Here is a 23,459-nt window from a genome sequence, read left to right as displayed (position 1 = left end):
TTCCGGCACTGTCTTCTCCATGTGCCTCACCTTATCAGATTTTTTTGGTTTTTGCTACCCCCGTGAACTTCTACGAAAATTTCAACAAATCTTCGTATTGAAAATATTTACTTTGAACAAAAAGTTGAAGAACTAGAAGGTCATAAAAAAGTTCTTATTCAAGAATTGGGTGGTTCTCTCAGTAGTCAAGATATAGAGTTTATAACGTGGGAATTTTTAATCGAGAAAGTTCAAGAGGTTACTAGACAGCTTAATGAAGTCATAGCCCTAAATCAATCTCTCATTAAAACAAATACGGATTTACAGCAAGAAATAGACGTTCTGAGAAGAGACTTAAATCAAGTTAAAGATAATAATACTAGATTAACACAAGATAATCTACAACTCCGAGCTAGCCAAAACTCTTTAGAGTCAGAAATAAGACGAGAACTAGACCGAATTCAACCTTTAGAGATAGATAATAACCAGCTAGAGCAAGAAAAAACCCAATTAGAAAGAAAGCTTTATGAGTTAAATTCATTAAACTCCAATTCACGTCAATTAGAAACACAAGTTAAGCAACTAGAAGAGAATGCCAGAGAGCTAGAAAAAGCCAAAATAAGTTTAGAGCTACAGCTTAAGGACCAGAAAAGTAGAGCTGCACTTCTTCAGCAAGAAATTGAGAGTTTGAGAATTACAACTCCGGATGAGGAAATTAATCGGCTGCTTGCAAAAATAGCTCAACAAGAGGATATCATAAAAGAGCTACGAGAAGAAATTGAGAGTTTGATAATTATAAATCCGGATAATGATGGAATAAGTTTATTAGAAGATTATAATGATTTAAGTTTATTAGAAAATTATAATGATTTAGTTTATTTCGTTCAAACATCTTTAGGAACTTCAGGTATAGAGGAATTAGATGATTGGGGAAAAACAGAAGAGTTTTACATAGAACTTATCAGTAGACTTTGTTTTATCGATACGATACTCATAACTAAAATAAAATCCTTGGAATATAAATCCTATCCAGTTTATAAGGAATATATTGCTGCGAGTTTAGATATTAGCTTTAGCTATCCCGGTGATTTTTTGTTTTGGAGTAATGGCGAAATGTGGTGGGAACTAAGTTATTTCTTCAATAATAAGTTGTAATTAAGAGTTTATCAATCTAACCGATGAGTTCCAACGATCGCAAAACAAAACTAGAATACGGGGATTTTCAGACACCGCTGGCATTAGCAGAGATGGTGTGCCGAAAATTACTAGAACTTAATGTTAATCCTCGCACCATCATTGAGCCGACGTGCGGTATCGGTAATTTTATTCAAGCTGCTGCACGTTTATTTCCATCCGCAGACAAGATTATCGGGGTTGAAATAAATCAAAATTACTTAAAAGAAGTCAGACTAAATAAGCTATTCTTTGATGAAAGATACGATATTTGGCACGGAGATTTCTTTCAATTTGATTGGGCATCGTTAGTCGATGGGTGTAGCGAGCGGCTGCTTGTACTCGGCAACTTTCCTTGGGTGACCAACTCGCAACAAGGAACTATTGGTAGCGACAATTTACCTAAAAAAAACAACTTTCAACGTCACATCGGCTTAGATGCTCTCACAGGTAAGAGTAACTTCGATATCTCAGAATGGATGCTAATTCAGGCGGTGCAATGGCTGCAAACTCGCAATGCGGATCTGGCAATGCTTTGCAAAACTTCCACTGCTAGAAAGTTATTGAGTTACATTAATTCAAAAAAACTTAATCTCGCTAGCTGTGCAACTTACACAATAGATGCTAAAAAGTATTTTGGTGCAAATGTGGATGCCTGTTTGTTATACTGCAAGTTTGACTCAAGCTCACAAAACTACTTCTGCGATGTATTTAGCAGTTTACACAGTTCAGAATGCCACCGAATCGGATATAAAAAAAATCTCCTGATTAAGGATATAGACTCTTTCAATAAATTGAGTAATTTATATGCTGTCAATTCACGAACGAAATGGCGATCGGGCGTCAAACATGACTGCTCGAATGTGATGGAGTTTCGGAAAATTGATAATTTGTTTGTCAATGGATTTGGGGAAGCTGTCGAGCTTGAGGAAACTTATCTATTTCCGCTACTTAAAGGATCGGATGTCGCTCAAAATCGCATTAACGCCACAAACCGCTATATTTTAGTAACTCAAAAATTTATTGGCGAGTCAACCGAACCTATCAGCCAGATAGCTCCTAAAACCTGGCGCTATCTGGAGGATCGCGGACAATATCTAGACAATCGCAAAAGCAAGATTTATCAGCACAATCCTCGGTTTTCTATTTTTGGGGTTGGCGATTATAGCTTCAAATTTTGGAAAATTGCAATTTGCGGGCTTTATAAAAAATTGGATTTTAGGTTAATCGGTGAAATAGCTAATAAACCTGCGATTTTTGATGATACTGTTTACTTTCTCAGCTTTGACAGCGAGAGAGTTGCACGTAAAACTTTTGAGCTTTTGAATTCATCGCCAGCAATTAACTTTTATTCATCGATGGTATTTTGGGATGAAAAGCGCCCGATCAAATCCAGCATTTTAAATTGTCTTAATCTAACATTGCTGGCAGATTTGGAATATTTAACTGCAGATGCACGCAGATAAACGCGGATGAGTACACTTCAATCATTCCGCAAGGCTGCGATCGGATCTAAGCGAGCGGCATTCCGAGCCGGCAATACTCCAGCTAACAACCCGACGGTAAAAGATAGCCCAAAACCTGCTGCGATCGACCATACAGAAACCACAAACGGAAATTTGAACGCTGTCGAGGCCCCAAAGGCGATCGCAACTCCCAACCCAATACCCGCCGTTCCCCCCACCGTGGAAACTAAAATAGATTCCGCCATAAATTGAATGAGAATTGCTGCATTAGTAGCGCCTACCGCTTTGCGAATCCCGATTTCCTTAGTGCGTTCCACAACAGACACCAACATAATATTAGCAATACCGATGCCGCCAACCACCAAAGAAATTCCGGCGATCGCTCCGATCATGACCGTAAATAAACCTATCACATTGCTGAAAGTATTAACTATCTCAGCTTGATTGACAACTCGAAAATCATCCGGTTGTGGCGGATAAATATTGTGGCGCAAGCGCATGATATTTTCTACTTGAAATTGAGCATCCGCTAAATCAGCTTCACCCGCAGTTTCCAACCAAAAACCCGAGATCGCAATCCCCGCTAAAGAATTTCTACCCACAATCCGCGAAGACATATTTTTGAGGGGAATATACACTCGATCGTCCTGATCGGTTCCCCCTACAGACCCCTTGCTTTCCATCACTCCAATGACCTTGTAGCGGTTTCCCTGAATGCGAATATCGGAAGATAGCGCATTAGCTCCGGTTCCAAAAAGTTCGTCCCGCACCTTAGAACCGAGGACAACTACTGGCTCAGCAGCATTCAATTCATCCTCGTTAAAAAACCGTCCTTGTTGAGGCTGAATGTTCTTCACATCTGGGTAGTTTAAATCCGTTCCCAAAATAGCAGTAAATGAATTTTGTCCGCCGTAAACTACTTGCACTTGGCGCTGCAAATAAGCAGAAATTGCCTTGACTGCAGGAGCTTGTTTGCCGATCGCCCTAGCGTCATCCCAAGTAAGGGTAGTAGCAGAACCGCTTCCCTGACTGACACCACCCGATCGCGAAGCGCCGGATAAAACCAACAGCACATTTGTACCCAAAGCCTTTAACTGTTCTTCAGTTGATTTTTGTACACCCTGTCCCACCGAAGTAATAGCAATTACCGAAGATATCCCAATAATTACGCCCAGCATAGTTAAACTGGTACGCAACTTATTATTCCACAGCGCCTCTGTCGCCATGAACGCGATTTGAACATTAGAGATTTTGTTGGTGCGGGGGCGAGTCTGTAATTTCATGTTATTAGTTATTAGTTATTTGTTATTTGGTGGCAACTTCTAAGGATTCTGCCTAAATTAGCCCCTAATTTATCACCTGACGATGCAACCGGAAACGATAGGATTTGTGGCACGGCCCGCCGGGGTTGAAACCCCCGTCTCATAGTTAAAGTCGGTTGAAACCGACTGAAAATTCGTCTAAAACCGATCGACATCAACTAACTCTTCAGTCAAGAAAGAGAGGACTTTCGCTATGAGACAGGGATTGAAATCCCTGTCGGACTGTCGGACTCACTCGCGGACTGACAACTGACAACAGACTACTAACGCAAGCGCGTTCCCCCACCCGGTTGCAAACCCGGAATCCCGCCCGGCGACGATGGATTTTGGGATCTAGGCCGCAATCCGGGGGGGAAACTAAGCAGCACTTTTTCATTTCCTTTCAAACCCGATCGCACTTCCGTCTTATCATCCACCGTGATACCAGTCTTAATCGGCATAAAAGCAGGTTTACCATCTTCTCCACCCGGAACATAAACCCCCGTTTCCCTTTGTTGGCGGACAATTGCCGCAGTCGGAACTACCAAAACATTTTTGAGTTCACCAGCCTTAAACTCAACATTCACATTCATCCCCGATCGCAGCATTTGTTGATCATCATTAATAATTGCCGCTTTTACCTCAAAACTTGTCACATTTTGCTGGACGATCGACTGAGGCGAAATTTGAGTGATTTTACCTGTAAAAGTCTTTCCCGCAAAAGCATCGGCTTCAATAGATGCAGCCTGGCCGATCCGAATCTGAGAAATATTAGTTTCTGCTACGTTTGCTACTAATTGATTTTTTGAAGCTAAAGACAAAATCGAAGAAGAAGTCGCCGAAGAAACCGCACTACCTGCCGTCGTGGGAGTCACAAAAGCGCCCGGATCGGCGTACTTGCGGGTAACAGTGCCGGTGAAAGGAGCCCGCAGCACGGTGTCGTCGATCTGCGCTTGAACGCTTTGCAGGCTGCCTCTAGCGGCGAGAACTTGAGCGCGGGCTTGGGCGATGTCTTCCGGGCGAGAACCGGCTTCTAGCAGCGCCAAAGCTTGCTGTTTTTGCTCAACGGCGGCTTGCCCCGCAGCGATGTCTTCCGGGCGTGCGCCCGATCGCGCCAGGGCCAAAGCTTGCCGTTTTTGCTCCACAGCAGCCCGCCCTGCTGCGATGTCTTCCGGGCGTGCGCCCGATCGCGCCAGGGTCAAAGCTTGCCGTTTTTGCTCGACTGCAGCCCGCGCCGAAGCGATTTCTTCGGGGCGAGTACCTGCTTGCAGCAAAGCTACAGCTTGTTCGGCTTGCCTGACTTGCGTTTGAGCTCGATCGCGCGCGGTGCGGGAGTTGTTGACAACTTGCAAAGCAATGGCGCCGGCATTATAAAGTTCCTGATTTCTCTGAAAGTCTTCCTCAGCTTGGTTTTTGGCGTATTCCGCATCTCTGAGTTTGGCGATCGCTTGGGCGATGTCTTCAGGCCGATTGCCCTGAAGCAATTTTTGTAAATTTGCCTGTTGTTCAGCTAGTTGTGCCTCGGCTACGGCAATATCCTGGCTTCGATTGCCGTTGAGCAATTTTTGCAGCGTTGCCTGTTGCTCAGCCACTTGTGCCTCAGCTACAGCAATATCCTGGGTTCGATTGCCGTTGAGCAATTTTTGCAGCGTTGCCTGTTGTTCTGCTAACACTGCCTTAGCCACAGCAATGTCCTGGGTTCGAGTGCCGTTGAGCAATTTTTGCAGGTTTGCTTCCGCGGCTGCGAGTTGTCCGCGAGTTTGCGTAAGTTGGCCTTGGAGGTTAGAGTCGTCCATGTAGGCGAGAATCTGCCCTTTTTCAACTTTATCTCCTTCCTTGACAAGCAAACTTTTGAGCATTCCTGAAGTTTTGGGGCTGACGTTAACGGAACGTTCGGGCACAATTGTGCCGTTTGCCGAAATTGTAATCGGCAGGTTCACCCTTTCGACAGCAACGGTTTTTGCCCTGCGTCTGGTTTCGCGACTCGATTTGACTGTGAGTTGGCTGTAAGCTGTGTAGCCGACTCCTGCAAGCAGGGAAGCGGCGAGGAGTCCGCTAACCCAGGGAGTCAGCTCTTTTTTAATCTGAAAGTGCTTTACGAAGTACATATCAATTAGACCTGATGGGTCTGTCTTGAATTTAGACCGATCGGGAAGAGAAAACGTTCAATTATAATATTTTTAGTTAGGGGCGATTGTTTGCCTCTCAAATCAACCGTTATGCCACAAGTCCTCTCTGGGGGTGTGGCGGGAAGCTTATCTTTATAAGCACCTTCTTTTTAGGTTGATTCAGAAGCGTTTAGGACTGCACCACAATCGTGGGAGGTATGATTTTGAGCCAGATCAAGATATTTACGGAGCAAATACGAATCTAGTTGGTAGAGACTTTACTGGAAAATAATAGGAGGTTAGAGCAATGGATAAGGATCATCGATACTTGCGAATCGCCCTTGTTGTTGTCGGAATTGCCTTTCTGCTTGTCTATCCACTGATGAAGATTTGGCCATCGGGCTGGTTATGGCAACCAGGCCAATACGAATACGAACAGATGATCATCGGCATTTATGCGACGCTTGGTGTCTTTTTGCTGTGGGCTTCTCGAAAACCAGAAACGCATCTCAGCTTAATCTGGTTCACTGTCTGGTCGAGTGTTGTCCACGGGCTGATCATGGCGGTACACGCAGTGATTGATTCTGCGGAACGGGGACACCTCCTCGGCGATGTTCCAGCATTGATTTTGGTGGCAATTGTCCTTGGTTTCTTAGCGTCACGCGAAGTGGTGCCAAGTGAAGGAGCGGGCGCGACAGAACAAATCAAATCCAGCAGACAGACGAAACCCGGGGTGCTGAGTTAAAGACATCTACGGCCGCTAATTTGAGCCGTTCGATCGCTGATAGTACATTTTCTCGATTAGTAGCAATCGCTGCTAAGTCAGCAAGATGTATCTCACCCCACTCGTAAAGCGTTGTGATGAGCTCAAGGAAAATTTCACCTAATGATGTTAGTGAATATTCAACCATCGGTGGGATATAGACATATTCTGCTGGAGTTGATCTCAAGTCCGGCCGCTCGCGTATAATAAGATCAAACCGATCGAACTTTTGAAAAGTTCGATCGCAAATTTCCTACTCAACAAACAGCCGCTACACCCAACTCTGCAATCGCCGCCTCCGGGCCCACCAAAGAAATATACGGTTCTACAAAATATTTCTTAGCAGCATCCCGCGCTTGTGAAGCTGTCACCTGTGCAATTTCTTCTTGAAATTGCTGGTCGAATTGAATTCCCAATCCCAAAATTTCATACCATCCTAAAACTTGGGCAATTTGCGAATTAGTTTGTTTTCCTAAAGCATATTGACCGAGCATTTTATTCTTGCAACCTTGCAATTCTTCCTCGCTTAGTTGGATGCTGGTGAGTCGATCGACTTCTGCGCGCAATCCTTCAAAAGCAGTCGCCGTATTTTCCGGCGCCGTACCCATGTACGCGACAAACTGAGCCGTGTCCAAGCGCGTCGCGTACACCGCGGAAACGTCGTAAGCCAAGCCCCGCTTTTCCCGCAATTCCACAAACAACCGGCTCGACAAACCGTTACCCAAATAAGTATTCAGCAACTTAATCGCTGCGTAGTCGGGATTTTTGACAGAGGGTGCAAGGTAGCCCAGCATAATCACTGATTGCTGCGTATCTTGCGCCGTAACGACCGATTGAGGGGAGGGGTATAGGGGGGGGACGGTTAAAGTTGGTAAGGGTGTTAAAGGCGCTTTCCAGGCCCCAAAAGTTCGATCGATCAGGGCGATCGCATCTTCGGTGGATATTCGGCCGGCTACAGAAATAACTACATTATCGGGACGGAAATAGGTTTTGTGGAACTCTTCAAGCTCTTTTCTGGTGAGCTTTGACATAGTAGCTTCCGTGCCCAAGGGAGAGAAAGCATAGGGGTGTTCCTGGTACATCGAGTGCCGCAATTGCTCGAAGGCGATCGCAAATGGCTGTTCTTGTTGCGATCGAATTGCCGATATCGCAATGCGACGTTCGAGTTCCACTTCAGCTTCCGGGAAAGTCGGCGATCGCGTCAATTGCGCCGCCAACTCCAAAATCTCCTCAAAGTCCCCAGAAACCGTCTTCAAACTCACTAAAAAATAGTCTGTAGTAGAGTCGGCACTCAACCTCGCTCCCACCGATTCTACACGCTCGGCAATTTCCAGCGAAGACAGCCGATCGGTTCCCTTAGTCATTACCGCCGACAGCAAGTGACACAATCCTGCTTGTTCCGGCTGCACGTAGCGACTGCCGGCCCGCAGGAATATCCTAGCTGCAATAATATCTGCTGCTGGATTTTCTGCTGCTAAGACAACAATACCGTTGTCTAAAACCGTGCGCTGGATTTCATTTTTCATGGTTAATTTAGTTGGGAATTGGTAATTTGGAATGGGTAATTGGTAATTGGTAATTTGTAATTACTTGATTGCCATTTTTCTATTTTGCATTTGCATATTGTATGATGTCATACCGGGTAGGGCTTGACGCACAACATCTAAATGTAACAACATTTATCCCGTAGGGTGCCCCACAAGCACAAAGAACCCCGGACAAATGCCGAACCTCTACTCCGTAGGGTGCGCCACAAGCACAGAGAACCCCCGACAAACGCCGAACATCTATCCGGTATAAAAGATATTTATTTTCACCCGTTTACCAATTAGATTGGTTTGAGCACCACGGCCGTATAGCGGCGGGGAGAGAGATATTGTTGAGCTAGGCGCTGGAGGTCTAATGGTCCAAATGCTTTAATCCTGGTGGGATAGCTAAGCGCTAATTCCGCAGTGGCGATCGTATTGTAATATCCGTAAAGACCGGCTAGCTGTCCCGGGGTTTCGAGCGAGAAAGCAAAATCGTTGCACAGCAAACGCTGACAGCGGAGCAATTCTACTTCGGAAACCGGCTCAGACTGCAATTGCCAAAGTCGATCGCAAATCCGAGATTCCACCTGTTCAATATCTTTCGCGTCCAAGACTGCACTGATAGTAAATAAACTTGATTCCCGTTGCAGCGAGAAAGTGCTGTCGATCGCCTCTACTAATTGTAATTCTTCCCGCAGTTCCCTGACTAAACGCGAAGTCCGCCCGTGTGCGAGCAACACCGACAGCAAATCCAAGCCGCAAGCACTTTGCAAGTGTTCAACTCCCGGGCCCGTCCACGCCATCATCAGCCGCGCTTGTTCCAATCGGGGGAGACACAGTTCCTGACGGCGAATTTCTATCAGTGGCGGTTCCGCCTCTGCGGTTAATTTGGGACAATCCCACCGCTCGGAAAACTGCTCGAAAGCTTTCCCCGTAATATCTCTAGCCTGTTGTTCATCAATTCCCCCAACTACCACCACAGTCATATTTTCCGGCTGATAGTGCGATCGGTGGAAACAGCGCATTTCGTAGGGAGTTCGCGACATCAGCAGTTCTTCCGTGCCCAATACCGATCGCCTGTAGGGATGCCGTTGGTAAACTGTTTCCATCATTGCTTGGAAACCCAGCCAATCGGGATTGTCTTGAGCTTGACGGATTTCTTCGAGCACCACATCTCGCTCGCGATCGAATTCCCGATCGGGAATCGAAGCGCGCAGTAGCAATTCTGCCAGTGGCTGGGCAGTTTCTGCTAAATAATCGGCTGCTGCGTTGACGAAAAAATGCGCGTAGTCGTGACTTGTAGCTGCATTTGCGACACCGCCGCGATTTTCTATTACTTGGTCAAATTCTCCAGGGGCGATCGAATCCGTCCCTTTAAATATCATGTGTTCTAGAAAATGAGCCATTCCCGACCAAGAATCCGGCTCCAGCGTAGCGCCAGCCCTCACCCACACGTCTAGCGCGACCACCGGTGTGGCCGAAATCCGCTGGTGAATGACCGTTAACCCATTATTCAGCTTCCAGACATTGGCTGGGAACTCTAAAGCAGTGAGCAGTTGAGACAAGCTAGTTATTCTTAAACTTTAGTTAACTTCGGCTGCAACTATGGTAGCGCTTTACAGCTCTGCGATCGGGATTAATTGATACAGAAATCCTCACTTATCTGCCTTTCATCCTTACTCATCTTGTTTTCAAGCAGTCTCAAATACTTACCATTTTTTTGCTCAAAAGTCAATAGGTTTCGCGGGATATTAATTAATCAGTCGGGAGAAAGAGGATGTTATCAGAATATATCAATAAATTAAGAGATGTAAGAACACTAAAGACATTGAGAGGAGAAACGACAGATGGTAGCTACCCTAGAAGATACCAAGCGCCAAGCGATCGCAACTAAATTAGCAGACATGAAAGCGCTGCAAAACCTGTTGATCGCCAACGAGCAATTGTTCATCAATTCCTGCAACGACTCCGAACTAGCCCAGCGCTTCCGGGATATGCTCGAAGACGATCGCAAAAACTTGGGCGTATTAGAAACTACGATCGTGCAATACGGCATTCAAGCCGAACCTAAAGAAACCAGCACAAAAATGATTGAAGAAGTTCAGAAACTCATGCAAGGTTCTGAACTCACCATGTTTGAAAAAGTCGCTCAGCACGAACTGCTCAAACACAAACAAACAATGAGCGGTTTGTTAATTCACAAAGCTGCTCAAGTAGTCGGCGCCGACATCGAAGCTGCCATTACCCCGCTCAACACAGTTAACTTTGAGAACCGCGCTCACCAAGAACAACTCAAAGGAGTTCTCGAAATTTTAGGCGTGCGCGAACTGACCGGCAAAGACCCCGACCAAGGCGTTTGGGCTCGCGTACAAGATGCAATGGCAGCAATGACCGGCATCATCGGCGGTGCAGTTACCCGCAGCAAAGATGAGATGAACATCACCGAAATCATCTCAATGGATCACCGCAAAGCCGATACCCTATTTATGGAAATCGCAAGCACCGACGATCCTCAAAAACTGCAAGAATTCTTCGGTCAACTTTACAAAGACCTCAGCGTTCACGCCGAAGCCGAAGAACAAGTTGTTTACCCAGCCATTCGCAGCTACTACAGCAACACTCAAGAACTGTACGACGAGCAAGCAGAAATGAAGCAAATGCTCGCCAAGATTAAGTCAATGAGCCCGAGTTCTCCTGAGTTCAAAGCCCAAATCAAACAGCTCCAAACAGCGGTTCAAGATCACGTAAAAGAAGAAGAAAACGATATGTTCCCTCAAATTCGCCGCAACTTGAGCGAAGCACAAATGGAACAAATGGCTACTCAATTCAAAGCAGCCAAAAGCACCATCCAGCAAGAAATGGCTAACCTGAGCTAATTCAGCAGTGAGCTAATTACAACTCTAGCAAAACTAGAGAATAGTTAAACTGCAACCTATCAATCCCGCTACGTGAGTAGCGGGATTACTGTTTTGTGTGTAGTCAAAAATGTTCAAAAATTAATATCAAATCTCTGATAGGAATTATTGATATATCTATGCTATTCATCTGCGTGTATCTGCGTCAATCCCTTGTCATCTGCGGTTAATACCTTCTCTTTTTTTAACCGCAGATACAAGCATATAAACACAGATTAACGCAGATTAATTATATCAATTCTGGTTGCACTTATACATGATGGGGAGTGGGGAAGATGGAAGTATTGACCGAGACTTGATGATTTCCATCCAACCGGAAACGCTACAACTAAAAAAATGAATAAACCCGCCCTCAGTAAGCTGTTTGTGGGGGCGGATTTATTATTTAGATTCGGAGTTACGATCCGAGATGGTGGGTGAAACCCACGCCTAAAAAATGCCGTTATAATCAACTCGCGACAAATCTATCCGTTAATCACAGAGCCGCCGTTGGGATGCAAAATTTGACCAGTCATGTAAGACGAATCTTTTGAAGCTAAAAACACGAAACTGGGGGCAACTTCATCGGGTTGACCGGCGCGTCCCAAGGCCGTGTCTGCACCAAATTTCTCCACTTTTTCTTCAGGGAAAGTTGCAGGAATTAGAGGGGTCCAAATCGGGCCGGGAGCGACTCCGTTGACGCGAATTCCTTTCTCAGCTAAACTTTGAGACAAAGAGCGAGTAAAGGCAACAATTGCTCCTTTTGTGGAGGAGTAATCTAGCAATTGTTGATTGCCTTTGTAAGCGGTGACAGAGGTAGTGTTGATGATTGCACTTCCTTCTTTGAGGTGTTTGAGAGCGGCTTTTGTGAGGTAAAACATTGAGAAAATGTTCGTGCGGAATGTGCGCTCTAATTGTTCAGCGGTGATGTTTTCGATGCTTTCTTGGGGATGCTGTTCGGCGGCGTTGTTGACGAGGATGTCGAGATGGCCAAATTCTTTAAGTGTTTGTTCTACAAGGTTTTGACAGACGCTTTCATCGCCGATGTCGCCGGCGATCGCAATACAGCGGCGGCCTTGTTGTTCGATCGCCTCTTTGGTTTTTTTGGCATCATCATCTTCGTTAAGATAGCTGATGACCACGTTAGCGCCTTCCTTGGCAAAGGCGATCGCCACCGCACGCCCGATCCCGCTGTCTCCACCTGTAATTAAGGCTACTTTGTCCCGTAATTTGTCGCTACCGCGATATCCCTCCGCGAAGGATTGGGGTTGCGGAGTCATTTGGGATTCAATACCGGGTTGCTGTTCTTGATGTTGAGCCGGATTGGTTTGTTGTTGAGTTGGCATAACATATTCCTCTAAGTTCTACCTCTATAAATAAAGGTTTTATTGAGGCAGGGAATCGGTCTTTTTGCCGATCGCGCTCTACGACTAAAGACAGTAATTAAAGAGATAAATAAACCCCTCAGCCGAGCCCATGATTGTGGCGGGCTGGTTTATATAAATTGTGAGTTTTCCTCAAAGATTGTCGGTCAAACCCACTTTTACGAGCATCGAGATATATTTGTTGTAGAGGCGGGTTTCACGAAAAATATTTCCGGTAATTAAACAAATCGATAAACCCGCCCCCCGAGCCTCTAATTATTGTCAAAACAGCAAAAAGCACGCCAAAACATCATTTGACGTGCAGTTTAAACAAGCTAGTTGCTAATTGCTGAGTCTCGAACTAGAAACCCAACCTCACATTAAGAGAAAGAAGCCTGAGCATTCGGAGTAGAAGGAGCGCCCAACATTAATTTAGAGTCCTTGTCCTTGAGACCGTTCTCTTCTAAAAACGATAGAACCAGCGAACTCGCCTGACCTTGGAGGTTGAGGTCAACAGAGGGGCTAACACCTGCACTCGTAGGTGCGATAAAGTTACCGACGGTGCTGTCCTGTACCAGAGCCGCCGCTGAGCGCTCGGGGTTATTCAGCGGATCATTGGGGATGCTAGAACCAGTTACCACATCCGTGCCGCCAGTCAGCGGATCTAAGCTCAGAATAGCTCTTTCTGGAGTTGTCGGTACTGTGTTAGGGCCCGGCACGTCAAAGCTAACCGGGTTTGGCCCTGTTCGGATCGGGAAATTGTTGATAACGCCCGGTGTATCGAACACTTCCAAAACCGAGTAGGTGGCTGGAGACAAATTATTAAACCGAGCAATCCCAGCAGCATCAGTTCTCACCAGGGGTTCTGTTGCAGCATCGTAGCGGCCGTTGCCATTCAAATCCAAGGTGAAAGGCACATCGGCAAGAGGCGGTTCGTTTGCGTCTTTTATACCGTTGCGGTTGTCATCTCGGAATTTAGGAACCAAGAGGTCATAGCGGCGAGAGTTACCCACCAAAGCGCAAGTAAAGGTTTGATTCGCACCCAGAACAACATCTACTGGTTGAGTCGTTTGGAAGTAACCAGGAGGCGTTACTTCTCGAATTTTGTAAGTGCCGGGGCGCAAATTGTTGAATGCAAAAGTACCAAACTGATTGGTAGTAGTAGTGGGTTCATTTGCTTGCAACTGACCGTCACCATTAGTATCGATAAAAATGGTGACACCAGGAATAGCTGGCTCATTTCCATCTCGATAACCGTTCAGGTTGAAGTCTTCAAACTTACACCCGGTGATGTTGCTGCTGGGTGTGTTGGCAAAGGTAACGTTGGCGTCCTGAAGATTGAGGGTAACATCGACGCGATCTGCAGTAGAAGGGGAGAAATTCGGCGGTACAACTTCGCGGACGACATAGTTGCCCGGTGTCAAGTTTGTAAAAGCAGCTCTTCCCTGCTGATTTGTCGTGAGTTGCTGTTCTCCAGTGTCGGGAGTCCCATTATTGTTGGTGTCTAGGAAGACAGTGACACCGCTAATTGGCGCTTCACCCTGAGTTGGTTCGTAGCGACCGTTGGCATTCAAGTCATTGTACTTGAAGACATTGATGATTGGTAGAGTGTTGCCCACACCGGCATTACTGCCAATACCCTGAGTAGCTCCAACAGGAGAAAAGGTAAGTGATGGCGAGGGGTTGGGGGCTGGTAAAGTTGTAACTGGCGCTGCAAAAATCGGCCGCTCACCAGTGGTGGCGATCGATCTTTCACCTGGTTGTTGAATGCCGTCGCGGTTGGAGTCTATGAATTTAGGGTCGTTTGGTTTCAGCGTGTAGGTTGAGTCTGCTACTAGCAGCGGTTGCTCTCTGCTGATGGTACCCTGGAATCGCGCCTGCGGCCCTGGTGCCGAAACCAGAGCGGGGTTTCCAGTTGTTGATACTGGAGCATTGAGGTTTCCGGGGACACCGCCACCTACTTCAGCAGGCAGTACACCTGGAAAAATTTCCAACACTTTGTAATTGCCAGCTCGCAAATCCTTGAAGGTAACTACTCCGTTCGCATCTGTGATGGCTATCGGTTCGGAGCCTTGATCCCAGCGACCGTTCCCGTTCACATCTAAAATAAACGGTACTCGGGCAATGGGGGGTTCCAAGACTCCATTAACAACATTTCGCGAGCCGTTGCGGTCTATGTCTCGAAATTTGTTAACTTCAATTTGATAGAGCGGAGTATCGCCAACTTGAGCGCAGGCAAAGGTTTGACCTGCGGCTACCGTCACGTCCAGTACCGGAACGTTGCCGGGGGGAGTGCTTTGGGGAAAATCTTGTGTTTCTAAGGGTTGTGCATCCGTAGCATTAACTTCTAGTCCGGTAACAGAATTAATCTGTCGTCTGATCCGTTCTTCCCGAATCTTGTAGGTTCCGGGTAATACGTTGAACGACCATGCACCATTTTTGTCTGTTAAGGTGCTGGGTTCCTCTGCATCGCGTTGACCGTTGCCATTTGAATCAATATATATCCTGACATTTTTAATCCCCGGTTCATTTCCATCTCGGAAGCCGTCGGCATCTATGTCTAAGTATTTGCATCCTACGATACGACTGCCTGTAACTGGTGGAACTCCCGCGTTGCCAAAGAAAACGTTGACATTTCGGTTGCCGAGAGTAACAGCCAGGGGGTTGGGAGTAGTAGCGGTGAAACCAGCAGGTAGTACCGTTTCGGTGAGTACGTAATTGCCAGGGGCAAGATTTATGAATGAGAACGCGCCGTTAGCGTCCGTCGTGGTTAAGACTTCGCCAGTACCAGCATTAAATACACCGTTGCTGCTTGTTGCTGGTTCGAGGAGGATGGGGATATCCCGAAGACCTGGTTCATTCGGCTGTCTGACCCCATCTCGGTTCAGGTCATTGAACTTGATGCCTAAAATTGCCGGACCAGCATTCCCAACCACAACTGGCTGTAGTTGCTGGGCTGTGAGCAATTGCTCTTGCTCTTCGTTAGTTAAACCTAAATCTGCCATGATTTCTCTCCTTCACACCTAAATCCACGTAAATTACAGACTACTGTATGGGTTGTAACTTGCTGAGTAGTTTTTACTAATAGCTGACAACCGCTACTCGATTTTACATACGTCTGCACTTGAGGTAATGTTCCCATCTCACACAACAATGCCTCAAGCTTTGTCGCTGGCAAGTATATCAGGTTTTGAAGAACCCTGGCAATTTGAGGGCAACATCTTCAGGATTTGCACACCTTCTCTGTCCGTACATACTTGCTGTTTCGAGCTTTAAAAAGCCTAAGACTGACTTCTCCCCCCTGATATCCAGTCCGGCTGCATCGTTCTTGTTTGTTCTGATTCGCTGTCATTGACGATCGCCTCCTCTGGGATTGCCAAGGACAGCTTTCCCAACATCGATCAAGCTACCGGACTTGATTATGAGTTGCCCTGACTAGAGATACGCCGATCGGGTTTGGGGGAATTACCTGATAGTTTCTCACTCACAGAGATGCTACTGCCTCTGAATATTGCACCCAATATACAAGCCAGCTTCGGAGTTGCCGGAACTTAGGCTTGAGTGTTGGAGGTTGCCAACAATAGGGTATCACGCGATTGCCCTTTCACCTCTTCGTTATTTTTATCTGCGGTTTGGGATTCCGGGCGATCGAGCTTTCTCTCACCCTACATAACCGAGAAATCATTCGTGATCATCGGCACAAACGAGTGAGCGATCGCCCCATTATTTAATTCATTTTTCTTGACAAAATTACTAATTTGTGCATTAGGCTCCAGACCGATATTCTGTTGCCCAAAGTTAGGAATATTGCCTAAATTTGCAAAAAATCCATCACTCAAAAATTTACTAATTTGATCACTATCACGACCCGAACTCAAAAGCAAGCTATCCGCCCCAATATTGCCTGCTGGTTTGCCTGCATAGCTACTGCCATCCGTCAGCGGGTCGCCCTTCCAGGATTTAGCCCCCCTACCCTCTGCCTCTCCCGTCACCAAATCGAGATCGATGCTGCTAGCCCGAATATCTGCCGAGACAACAACCACCGTAGGCGGAGTCGTTAGGATGAAACCGGGTGGCGGAACTTCGCGGACAACATAACTACCTACCGGAACGTTGCGGAAACTGTAATTGCCCTGAACGTCGCTGAGGGTACTCGCTTCACCCGGATCTAAACTGCTGTTGTTGTTGAGGTCGATGTAAATTTGAGTATTGGCGATCGGCGGTTCCCCCGGATCTAGGCGGCCGTTGGCGTTTAAATCGTTAAATTTCACACCACTGATGGTGCCAGTCACCAACACGTTACCAAAGCTGAGATTAGTGGCATTTGTGCCGTTGCCCACGGTGATCGGAGTCGGATTGGGCGTAGTTTGTCGAAAACCGGGCTGCGGGACTTCCCTGACCACATAGGTCCCTTGAGGCAAATTGATAAAAGAGAAATTACCTTGGGGGTTGGTTAAAGTCGAAGGTTCGTTGGGGTCTCGACCGCCGTTGTTGTTGAGGTCAAGGTAAATTGGCCAGTTGGCAACTCTCGGTTCCGTAGGTTCGTTGATACCGTTAGCGTTGATGTCGTTGAACTTGAAGCCGCTGATGCTGCCGGTAGGAAAATTGTTGCCGAAATTGACGCCGACAACGTTGGTATTGCCGATGATGTCGATCGGGCCTGGATTTGGCGTAGTCTGTACCCATCCCGGTTGCTGGACTTCCCTCACCAAATATCGGCCGGGAGAAACATTAGCAAAAGTGTAGTTGCCTTGCGGGTTTGTGATGGTGTTGGGTTCGCCCGGGTCAAAGCTGCCGTTGCCGTTAAGGTCGATGTAAATTGGCCAGTTGGTCAGAGGCGGGTCTGTCGCATCTCGGACGCTGTTTGCATTGAGGTCGTTGTATTTGAGACCGCTGATGCTGCCGACAAAAAAGACATTGCCAAAATTGATGTTGTTGACAGTTGCGTTGGAAGTAACGTTAACCGGGCCGGGGTCAGGCGTGGTTTGGCGAAAACCCGGTTGCTGGACTTCTCTGACCAAATATGTACCTGCAGGAATATTGACAAAAGCGTAATTGCCCTGAGCGTTTGTAAAAGTAAAAGGTTCGCCGCCGTCGAGCCTGTTGTTGCGGTTGAGGTCGAGGTAAATTTGCCAGTTAGCTAGCCCTTGTTCCCCGGGATCTCGGCTGCTGTTGTTGTTGATGTCGTTGAATTTTGTGCCTGCGATCGTCCCTGCGTTAAAGTTGTTGCCAAAATTGATATTGCCAGCGTTTGTGCCGCTGGTTATCGTGATGGGTGCGGGATTTGGGGTAGTTTGGCGAAAGTTCGGCTGCTGGACTTCCCTAACTTGGTAAGTTCCTGGCGGCAGGTTGGCGAAGATGTAGTTGCCTTGCGGGTTTGTGAGGGTGGAAGGTTCGTTAAAATCTGGCTGACCGTTGTTGTTGAGGTCGAGGTAGATTTGCCAGTTGGGAATGGGGACTTCTCCGGGATCTGGGCGGCCGTTGGCGTTAAAATCGTTGTATTTGGTGCCGCTGATGCTGCCGACTTGGAAGTTCCCGATGTTGACGTTGCCGATGTCTATTTGGCTGGCGGTTATGGTGCTGGATTCGGACATGGTGTTGCTGGGGCCCAATGAACGCGGTTCAATGTTTTCTGTAGGGCAATCTAGCAGTTTTTTTGCCAATTGTAGCTATTTGAGAGGCATAAATTTTTTTTAGGAAAGGGAAGGGGGAAAAGTTGTGAGTTTTGAGTTTTCTGGTTCCCAGGCTCTTCCTGGGAACCAGTAAATGCCCTATGCCCAATCCCCAATGCCCAACTTCCCAATTTTTTCCAGATTTGATGTACGATCGCTACCAGTTTTGCAGAGGTCGAATTCCCAATGTCCCAAAACTTGACAGCAAGCTGGAATGAAGCCCGCGAGGTTCCGAGTTTGCTCTTCGGCTGGAGTTTGTGCGGTTTATTGGTAATGGGATCGATCGCCCCTACTCCTGCTGTCGCACAGCTACCTACCTCCGAACAGAGTAACAGCAACAGCCCGATCGCTCAAACAGGTGCGATCGTCCGCCCCGCAATCAAATTGGGCAGCCGAGGCTCGGAAGTAATCGAACTCCAAGCTGCTCTTCAATTATTGGGCTTTTATACTGGCACTGTAGACGGGATTTTCTCACAAAGCACCGCTAGAGCTGTGTCTCAGTTCCAGGAAGCAGCAGGCCTGCCTCCCGACGCAATAGTCGGTCAAGATACTTGGAACAGGCTGTTTCCTGCGACTCCGAGTGCGATCGAAAACCCGATCGCCAACGATCCTGCAACTGCCGACAACTCAGAGATTAGCCCCGAAGCGCAGCCAACCAATTTTCCAGTTTTGAGAAGACGAATGCGGGGGCCGGCAGTCAGAGATTTGCAAGAGCGGCTGCGGGCCAAGGGATTTTTGCGGGTGAGTGCTGACGGCGTGTTCGGCCCGGAAACTCAAGCTGCTGTCAAGGCGGCTCAGCGACAGTATCAACTGCCAGCAGACGGCATTGTCGGTCGCGCAACTTGGGAAGCTCTGCTGCGTTGACAGCCAACGAATAGTGGTGGCTATGCACGTTGCGCGGTCGGGCGAGCGTACAAATTGTTAATAATCGCTTTTGGAAGTATTTCTGCACGTCAAAAAGTGTCAAGTTTGGTAAACAAAGTGTTTTTAGGCGCGCAGTTGGTGTTAACTTAAAAACATGAGGGGCAAAACCAAGAAGCACAAAAAACTTGGATAAAAAATTTGAAATTAGAGTATTTGTCCCGATCGGCTCTAGTTCGCAGGCAACGCCTGAACCGTGTAGCTTATTAGCAAAGAAAGGTTGACATTGCGCTCGATATTTGTTAGATAGCTTGAGGCTATTGCATGAATCAAAAGTTGCGATCGCACAACAGTCAAACACAGAAGTCTGAATAGACTCCGCTGATAGCTAGCTCGTCCGCAGAGTAGTTGTAAAAAAGTCCACCTTAGTTGTAGTTTGCTGAAACTCAGCAGAGCTAAAAACCCACTTGAATCAACTTAATTTACAAACTTTTTAGGGTCTGGCATCCGATATGCTAGGCCCTAAAATTTGGATTTTTTTTTGAAGTAGCAAGCAGTCTTTGGCTAAGACTTAACAGTTAACCGTCAACAGTCAACAGTCAACAGTTAACTAATGACTAATGACCATTTCATTTAATGTCCTCAATTCGAGCCTTCAAACCGTTAGCGCTAAGCATTTGTACCAATTCCTCAGCTTTTTCGCGCTCCCGAAAAGCGCCGGCTTGCATCACAGATCGCCCGCTGGAAAAAGAGCGAAAAGCACCAGGAACGAGGGATTGGATTTTTTGTCGATCGCCCAGACTGTCGGTATCCACCACAACTCGATAGCGCAAACCCAAAGCAGACGGTCGATCGAATGACGACGAATTCTCGGAATCGGGCAAAGAATTCCCTCCTAAAGGTGCAGGTACATAACCGCCGCTTCCGATAGGAATGTTGCGACCCGGAACCGGCAATCTACCCTCGGAAGAAACCGAACTTGAACTATCAAAATTGGGAGGAATCATTGGTTGCTGTACCGAAATTTCCGAAACCGATCGATAATTCGGATCGGGCACGGGAATTGCGATTGTCCCTGGGACTACCGCTGAAGCACCGACATTCCTCGGAGAAAGCTCTTGGCGCAACTGAGCGCTGGGCGGTGTCGATCGATTTTGCACCGGTCGCCTGGAAACGGGCGCAGGCGGGGGAAGTGGCGCTCTTTCAACTCTGGGACTTAGCCGTCCGGGAGTGTAAACAGGGAGAGAAGTGTCGGGGCCACCGATGCTGGGAGGTCGATCGGCCCTTAGCTCAAAAGCACTTCCTCCTATTGGTGGCGGAGGGGTAAAAGTTCCCGCCACATCAACCGAGCCCGTCGTCCGGCTGCTCAACAATTGATTGCCGTAAGCTGGGATTACTTGACCTTTTGCCGCATTGTTGACATCGTACTGACCGTTGTTGCGAATGACATTGCCCCCCGGTTCGGCGGCAGTTCCCAAATCCGGCAGAGAACTCGCGATCGCCACAATTCCGTCCCGGCGATTACTCTCGATATAATTGTTACGCAGCACAGGTCTAGCATTAGCTTGCACCACTACGCCGTCCTTATTGCGAGTAATTTTGTTGCCGATGAGCAGAGGCGAAGCGTTCTGCGCTACATTCACCCCAAATCCCGTGTTTTCAAACACATTATCTCGAACTTCCGGCTGGGAACTGCCAAAAATCGTAATGCCGTTAGCTCCATTTTTCGAGAAAACATTCCCGCCAATCGTCGGCCTAGAAGTACCCACTACCGAAATGCCGTCGTGAGTGCTGCCAGAAAAAGTATTGTTGACAACCGTTGGAGAACTCGATTCGATCCACAAAGCGTAACCGCGATCGTTGGTATTGGTCACCGTCACCCCGCTGAGTCCCGCCCCGTCTGCGCCTAAAATCGCGATATTTTGACCCGCCGAAGTCGGACTGATAAAGTATCCTCCGCCTTTGATGACAATATTCTGACCGCGAGTGTTGGGATTTCCCTGAACTGTCACGCTGGGCCTGAGCATTAATGGAAATTTTTCGCCGGTTTGCTCGCTGTAAGTACCAGGCGCTAGCAAAATCGCTGTCTTGGGAGGGGCCACGCTCAAGGCGTAGGTAAGGGTTTTGAACGGAGCTTGATCGCTGCCGTTGCCTCCTGTGTCGCTGCCGCCGGCCGAGCTGACGTACAGTATGTTGATGTCGCTCTCCAGGGCCTGAGAAAGTAGCTGCACTGCAGGTATCCCGGCAGCGATAACTGACGGTTGATGGTTGCAAAGGGCGGTCATCGCAAAAACGAGCAGAAGGCAAGAACTCAAACAAGATTTTTGCGATCGCTTTTCTTTGCACTCGCTATATTGAGAATTTAGGAGCATAAATAAACCCCACTGATTTGCGATCCGAGTTCCGCTTCCCGAGTTCGGTGTCGGGTTTTCGCGATCGAACTTTGATTTCACCCGCCTGCTGGGGTTTTCTTCTGTTAATCTTTTGTGTTGTTCTGCTAACCTCACGGCTCTCCTCCGAAGTGTGGTATGCAGTTTAACGATTCCACTCTCATCAAGTTTGATCTATTATGCTTGGTTTTCATCAAATTCAATAAAACTTAAAAAAATATTGTCGAATTTACATTGGTTTATGCCAAAATTAAGCCGCCTGCTTTGCCACAATTTTGACGGCGTGTGACAATGTAGCGGTTTGACTGGTAAGAATAATTATAATTAGGGTGGTTCTGAATGACCGACAAACAAAACAGAACTTTACCGGCACAGCCAGCCCTCTGCCGGATTTTAGATGCAAATTTAGATCGATCGCGCGAAGGCTTGAGAATTATTGAAGAATGGTGCAGGTTTGGTCTCAACAACGCCGATTTGGCTGGCGAGTGCAAGCAACTGCGTCAAGAATTGGCTGCTTGGCACGTCGCAGAACTTCGCAGTGCTAGGGATACGCCGGCTGATCCGGGTACGGAGTTGACTCACCCGCAGGAAGAGCAGCGTTCGAGCATTCAGCAGCTACTGGAGGCTAATTTCTGTCGGGTGGAAGAAGCTCTGCGGGTACTCGAAGAGTATGGCAAAATTTACGATCGGAATATGGGGGCGGCTTTTAAGCAGATGCGCTATCGGGTTTATACTCTCGAAAGCAATTTGCTGGCTTACCGGCGCTACCAGCAGTTACTTCGATCGCAGTTATACCTTGTAACTTCGCCCAGAGACAACTTGATGGGAGTTGTGGAAGCTGCTTTGCAAGGCGGACTGACTTTGGTGCAGTACCGCGACAAAAGCTCAGACGACGGGGTAAACCTGGCTAATGCGCGCCAGCTTTGCGAACTTTGTCACCGCTACGATGCTTTGCTGATTGTGAACGATCGCGTGGATTTTGCGATCGCAGCCGATGCCGACGGCGTACACTTAGGACAGGGAGATTTGCCTGTGGCGGAAGCGCGCAAGTTGCTCGGCCCGGGACGCATCATCGGTTGTTCGACTACGAATGGCGAGGAAATGCAGCGAGCTATTGATGCGGGAGCAGATTATATTGGAGTTGGGCCGGTCTACTCCACTCCTACTAAACCTGATAAACAGGCGGCAGGTTTGGATTATGTGCGGTATGCTGCTGATAAGTCGCCGATTCCGTGGTTTGCGATCGGCGGAATTGATATCAACAACGTCGATGAAATATTGAATGCCGGAGCTCAAAGGGTTGCCATAGTACGCGCAATTATGGAAGCAGAACAGCCTACTTTAGTCACGCAGTTTTTCATCTCGCAGTTGATTCGGATGGAGAATCTGAAAGCTCAGAAAGCTTTGCACGGGAAAAGCTAGGTTTATTTGCGATTCGTAGGGCGGGTTTAGCACAGGAAATCTATGCATAAAATATAATTTTGTTACAAAACCCGCCCTGAAAACTGATATTTTACTTATGATAAATCAAATTGCGCTGCAAGTTAACGGAGAAACCCGCAATTGTGCGATCGACACACCGTTACCAAAATTACTAGAACAATTGGGATTAAACCCGCGCTTGGTGGCTGTGGAGTACAACGGCGAAATTCTGCACAAACAATTTTGGGAAACTACACAGATGCAAGAGGGCGACATTTTAGAAGTTGTCACAATTGTCGGAGGAGGCTAGCCACAAATTGGTGACAAATTAAGCCTTAAATTTTCACCAATTGACAGAACCTAGGACTGTCGCTTCCAGTCAAGTCTAGATCCCCCTAAATCCCCCTTAATAAGGGGGACTTTGAGAAGAATCTTGTCACCCTAAATCCCCCTTAATAAGCTATGCCTTACTCACATCTTTCTTAACAAAATCCGGCTTGACATCTGGGGGGGAATGGGTAGAAACTAATTTCCATG

The 23,459-nt window shown here is 47.3% G+C and carries 16 protein-coding genes; 7 read left to right on the top strand and 9 right to left on the bottom strand.

Features of this window, described 5'->3' with window-relative positions; genetic code table 11:
* Positions 1 to 165: 165 nt before the first annotated feature.
* Together QUA04_RS22530 and QUA04_RS22525 are read left to right on the top strand one after the other, a co-directional pair.
* Complete coding sequence (locus QUA04_RS22530; RefSeq protein WP_333260935.1) at positions 166 to 1,134, top strand: hypothetical protein; 969 nt, start codon at positions 166 to 168, stop codon at positions 1,132 to 1,134.
* 23 nt (positions 1,135 to 1,157) lie between these two features.
* A complete protein-coding gene (locus tag QUA04_RS22525; RefSeq protein ID WP_333260932.1) occupies positions 1,158 to 2,618 on the top strand; it encodes an SAM-dependent methyltransferase in 1,461 nt (486 codons plus the stop codon).
* A 17-nt stretch (positions 2,619 to 2,635) separates the two neighbouring features.
* Here the strand turns inward: QUA04_RS22525 and QUA04_RS22520 are convergent, their stop codons facing one another.
* Complete coding sequence (locus QUA04_RS22520) at positions 2,636 to 3,901, bottom strand: ABC transporter permease (protein ID WP_333260929.1); 1,266 nt, start codon at positions 3,899 to 3,901, stop codon at positions 2,636 to 2,638.
* Positions 3,902 to 4,203: 302 nt separating this feature from the next.
* A complete protein-coding gene (locus QUA04_RS22515) occupies positions 4,204 to 6,027 on the bottom strand; it encodes an efflux RND transporter periplasmic adaptor subunit (RefSeq protein WP_333260927.1) in 1,824 nt (607 codons plus the stop codon).
* Between the two features lie 307 nt (positions 6,028 to 6,334).
* Between QUA04_RS22515 and QUA04_RS22510 the strand changes: the two genes are divergently transcribed.
* Complete coding sequence (locus QUA04_RS22510) at positions 6,335 to 6,772, top strand: DUF6632 domain-containing protein (RefSeq protein WP_333260923.1); 438 nt, start codon at positions 6,335 to 6,337, stop codon at positions 6,770 to 6,772.
* Here QUA04_RS22510 and QUA04_RS30025 read toward each other — a convergent pair.
* The 3 genes from QUA04_RS30025 to QUA04_RS22500 form a co-directional block, all read right to left on the bottom strand.
* Positions 6,732 to 6,977 (bottom strand): winged helix-turn-helix transcriptional regulator, encoded by a 246-nt coding sequence (locus tag QUA04_RS30025; RefSeq protein WP_445242354.1) that lies wholly within the window; start codon positions 6,975 to 6,977, stop codon positions 6,732 to 6,734. The two genes, QUA04_RS22510 and QUA04_RS30025, sit on opposite strands and share 41 nt — an antisense overlap.
* 70 nt (positions 6,978 to 7,047) lie before the next feature.
* Positions 7,048 to 8,316, bottom strand: a complete 1,269-nt coding sequence (locus tag QUA04_RS22505; RefSeq protein ID WP_333260921.1) for a pitrilysin family protein — start codon at positions 8,314 to 8,316, stop codon at positions 7,048 to 7,050.
* A 302-nt stretch (positions 8,317 to 8,618) separates the two neighbouring features.
* A complete protein-coding gene (locus tag QUA04_RS22500) occupies positions 8,619 to 9,884 on the bottom strand; it encodes a pitrilysin family protein (protein ID WP_333260918.1) in 1,266 nt (421 codons plus the stop codon).
* 282 nt (positions 9,885 to 10,166) lie between these two features.
* On the opposite strand from QUA04_RS22500, the gene QUA04_RS22495 reads away from it, so the two are divergent.
* The gene (locus QUA04_RS22495; protein WP_333260914.1) at positions 10,167 to 11,195 is read left to right on the top strand and encodes a hemerythrin domain-containing protein; all 1,029 of its coding nucleotides are present in this window, start codon (positions 10,167 to 10,169) and stop codon (positions 11,193 to 11,195) included.
* Between the two features lie 503 nt (positions 11,196 to 11,698).
* Here QUA04_RS22495 and QUA04_RS22490 read toward each other — a convergent pair.
* The 3 genes from QUA04_RS22490 to QUA04_RS22480 form a co-directional block, all read right to left on the bottom strand.
* Positions 11,699 to 12,559 carry an SDR family oxidoreductase gene (locus QUA04_RS22490; RefSeq protein ID WP_333260911.1) on the bottom strand — a complete coding sequence of 287 codons (861 nt, stop codon included), beginning with the start codon at positions 12,557 to 12,559 and terminating at the stop codon, positions 11,699 to 11,701.
* Between the two features lie 398 nt (positions 12,560 to 12,957).
* Complete coding sequence (locus QUA04_RS22485; RefSeq protein ID WP_333260909.1) at positions 12,958 to 15,582, bottom strand: SdrD B-like domain-containing protein; 2,625 nt, start codon at positions 15,580 to 15,582, stop codon at positions 12,958 to 12,960.
* A gap of 660 nt (positions 15,583 to 16,242) precedes the next feature.
* On the bottom strand, positions 16,243 to 18,171 hold the full coding sequence (locus tag QUA04_RS22480) for an SdrD B-like domain-containing protein (RefSeq protein WP_333260907.1): 1,929 nt from the start codon (positions 18,169 to 18,171) through the stop codon (positions 16,243 to 16,245).
* 264 nt (positions 18,172 to 18,435) lie between these two features.
* Here QUA04_RS22480 and QUA04_RS22475 point away from each other — a divergent pair, with 264 nt between their 5' ends.
* Positions 18,436 to 19,113, top strand: coding sequence for a peptidoglycan-binding protein (locus tag QUA04_RS22475; protein ID WP_333260905.1), 678 nt, complete (start codon positions 18,436 to 18,438; stop codon positions 19,111 to 19,113).
* A gap of 626 nt (positions 19,114 to 19,739) precedes the next feature.
* Here QUA04_RS22475 and QUA04_RS22470 read toward each other — a convergent pair.
* Complete coding sequence (locus tag QUA04_RS22470) at positions 19,740 to 21,617, bottom strand: DUF1565 domain-containing protein (protein ID WP_333260902.1); 1,878 nt, start codon at positions 21,615 to 21,617, stop codon at positions 19,740 to 19,742.
* 222 nt (positions 21,618 to 21,839) lie between these two features.
* Here QUA04_RS22470 and QUA04_RS22465 point away from each other — a divergent pair, with 222 nt between their 5' ends.
* Positions 21,840 to 22,922 (top strand): thiamine phosphate synthase, encoded by a 1,083-nt coding sequence (locus QUA04_RS22465; RefSeq protein WP_333260899.1) that lies wholly within the window; start codon positions 21,840 to 21,842, stop codon positions 22,920 to 22,922.
* A gap of 97 nt (positions 22,923 to 23,019) precedes the next feature.
* Complete coding sequence (gene thiS / locus QUA04_RS22460) at positions 23,020 to 23,232, top strand: sulfur carrier protein ThiS (protein ID WP_015176890.1); 213 nt, start codon at positions 23,020 to 23,022, stop codon at positions 23,230 to 23,232.
* Positions 23,233 to 23,459 lie beyond the last annotated feature (227 nt).

Source organism: Microcoleus sp. S13_C5 (assembly GCF_036700845.1).
Lineage (GTDB): Bacteria > Cyanobacteriota > Cyanobacteriia > Cyanobacteriales > Microcoleaceae > Microcoleus.
The sequence above is the reverse complement of the archived record's forward strand: the minus strand, read 5'-3'. Positions and strand labels throughout refer to the sequence as shown.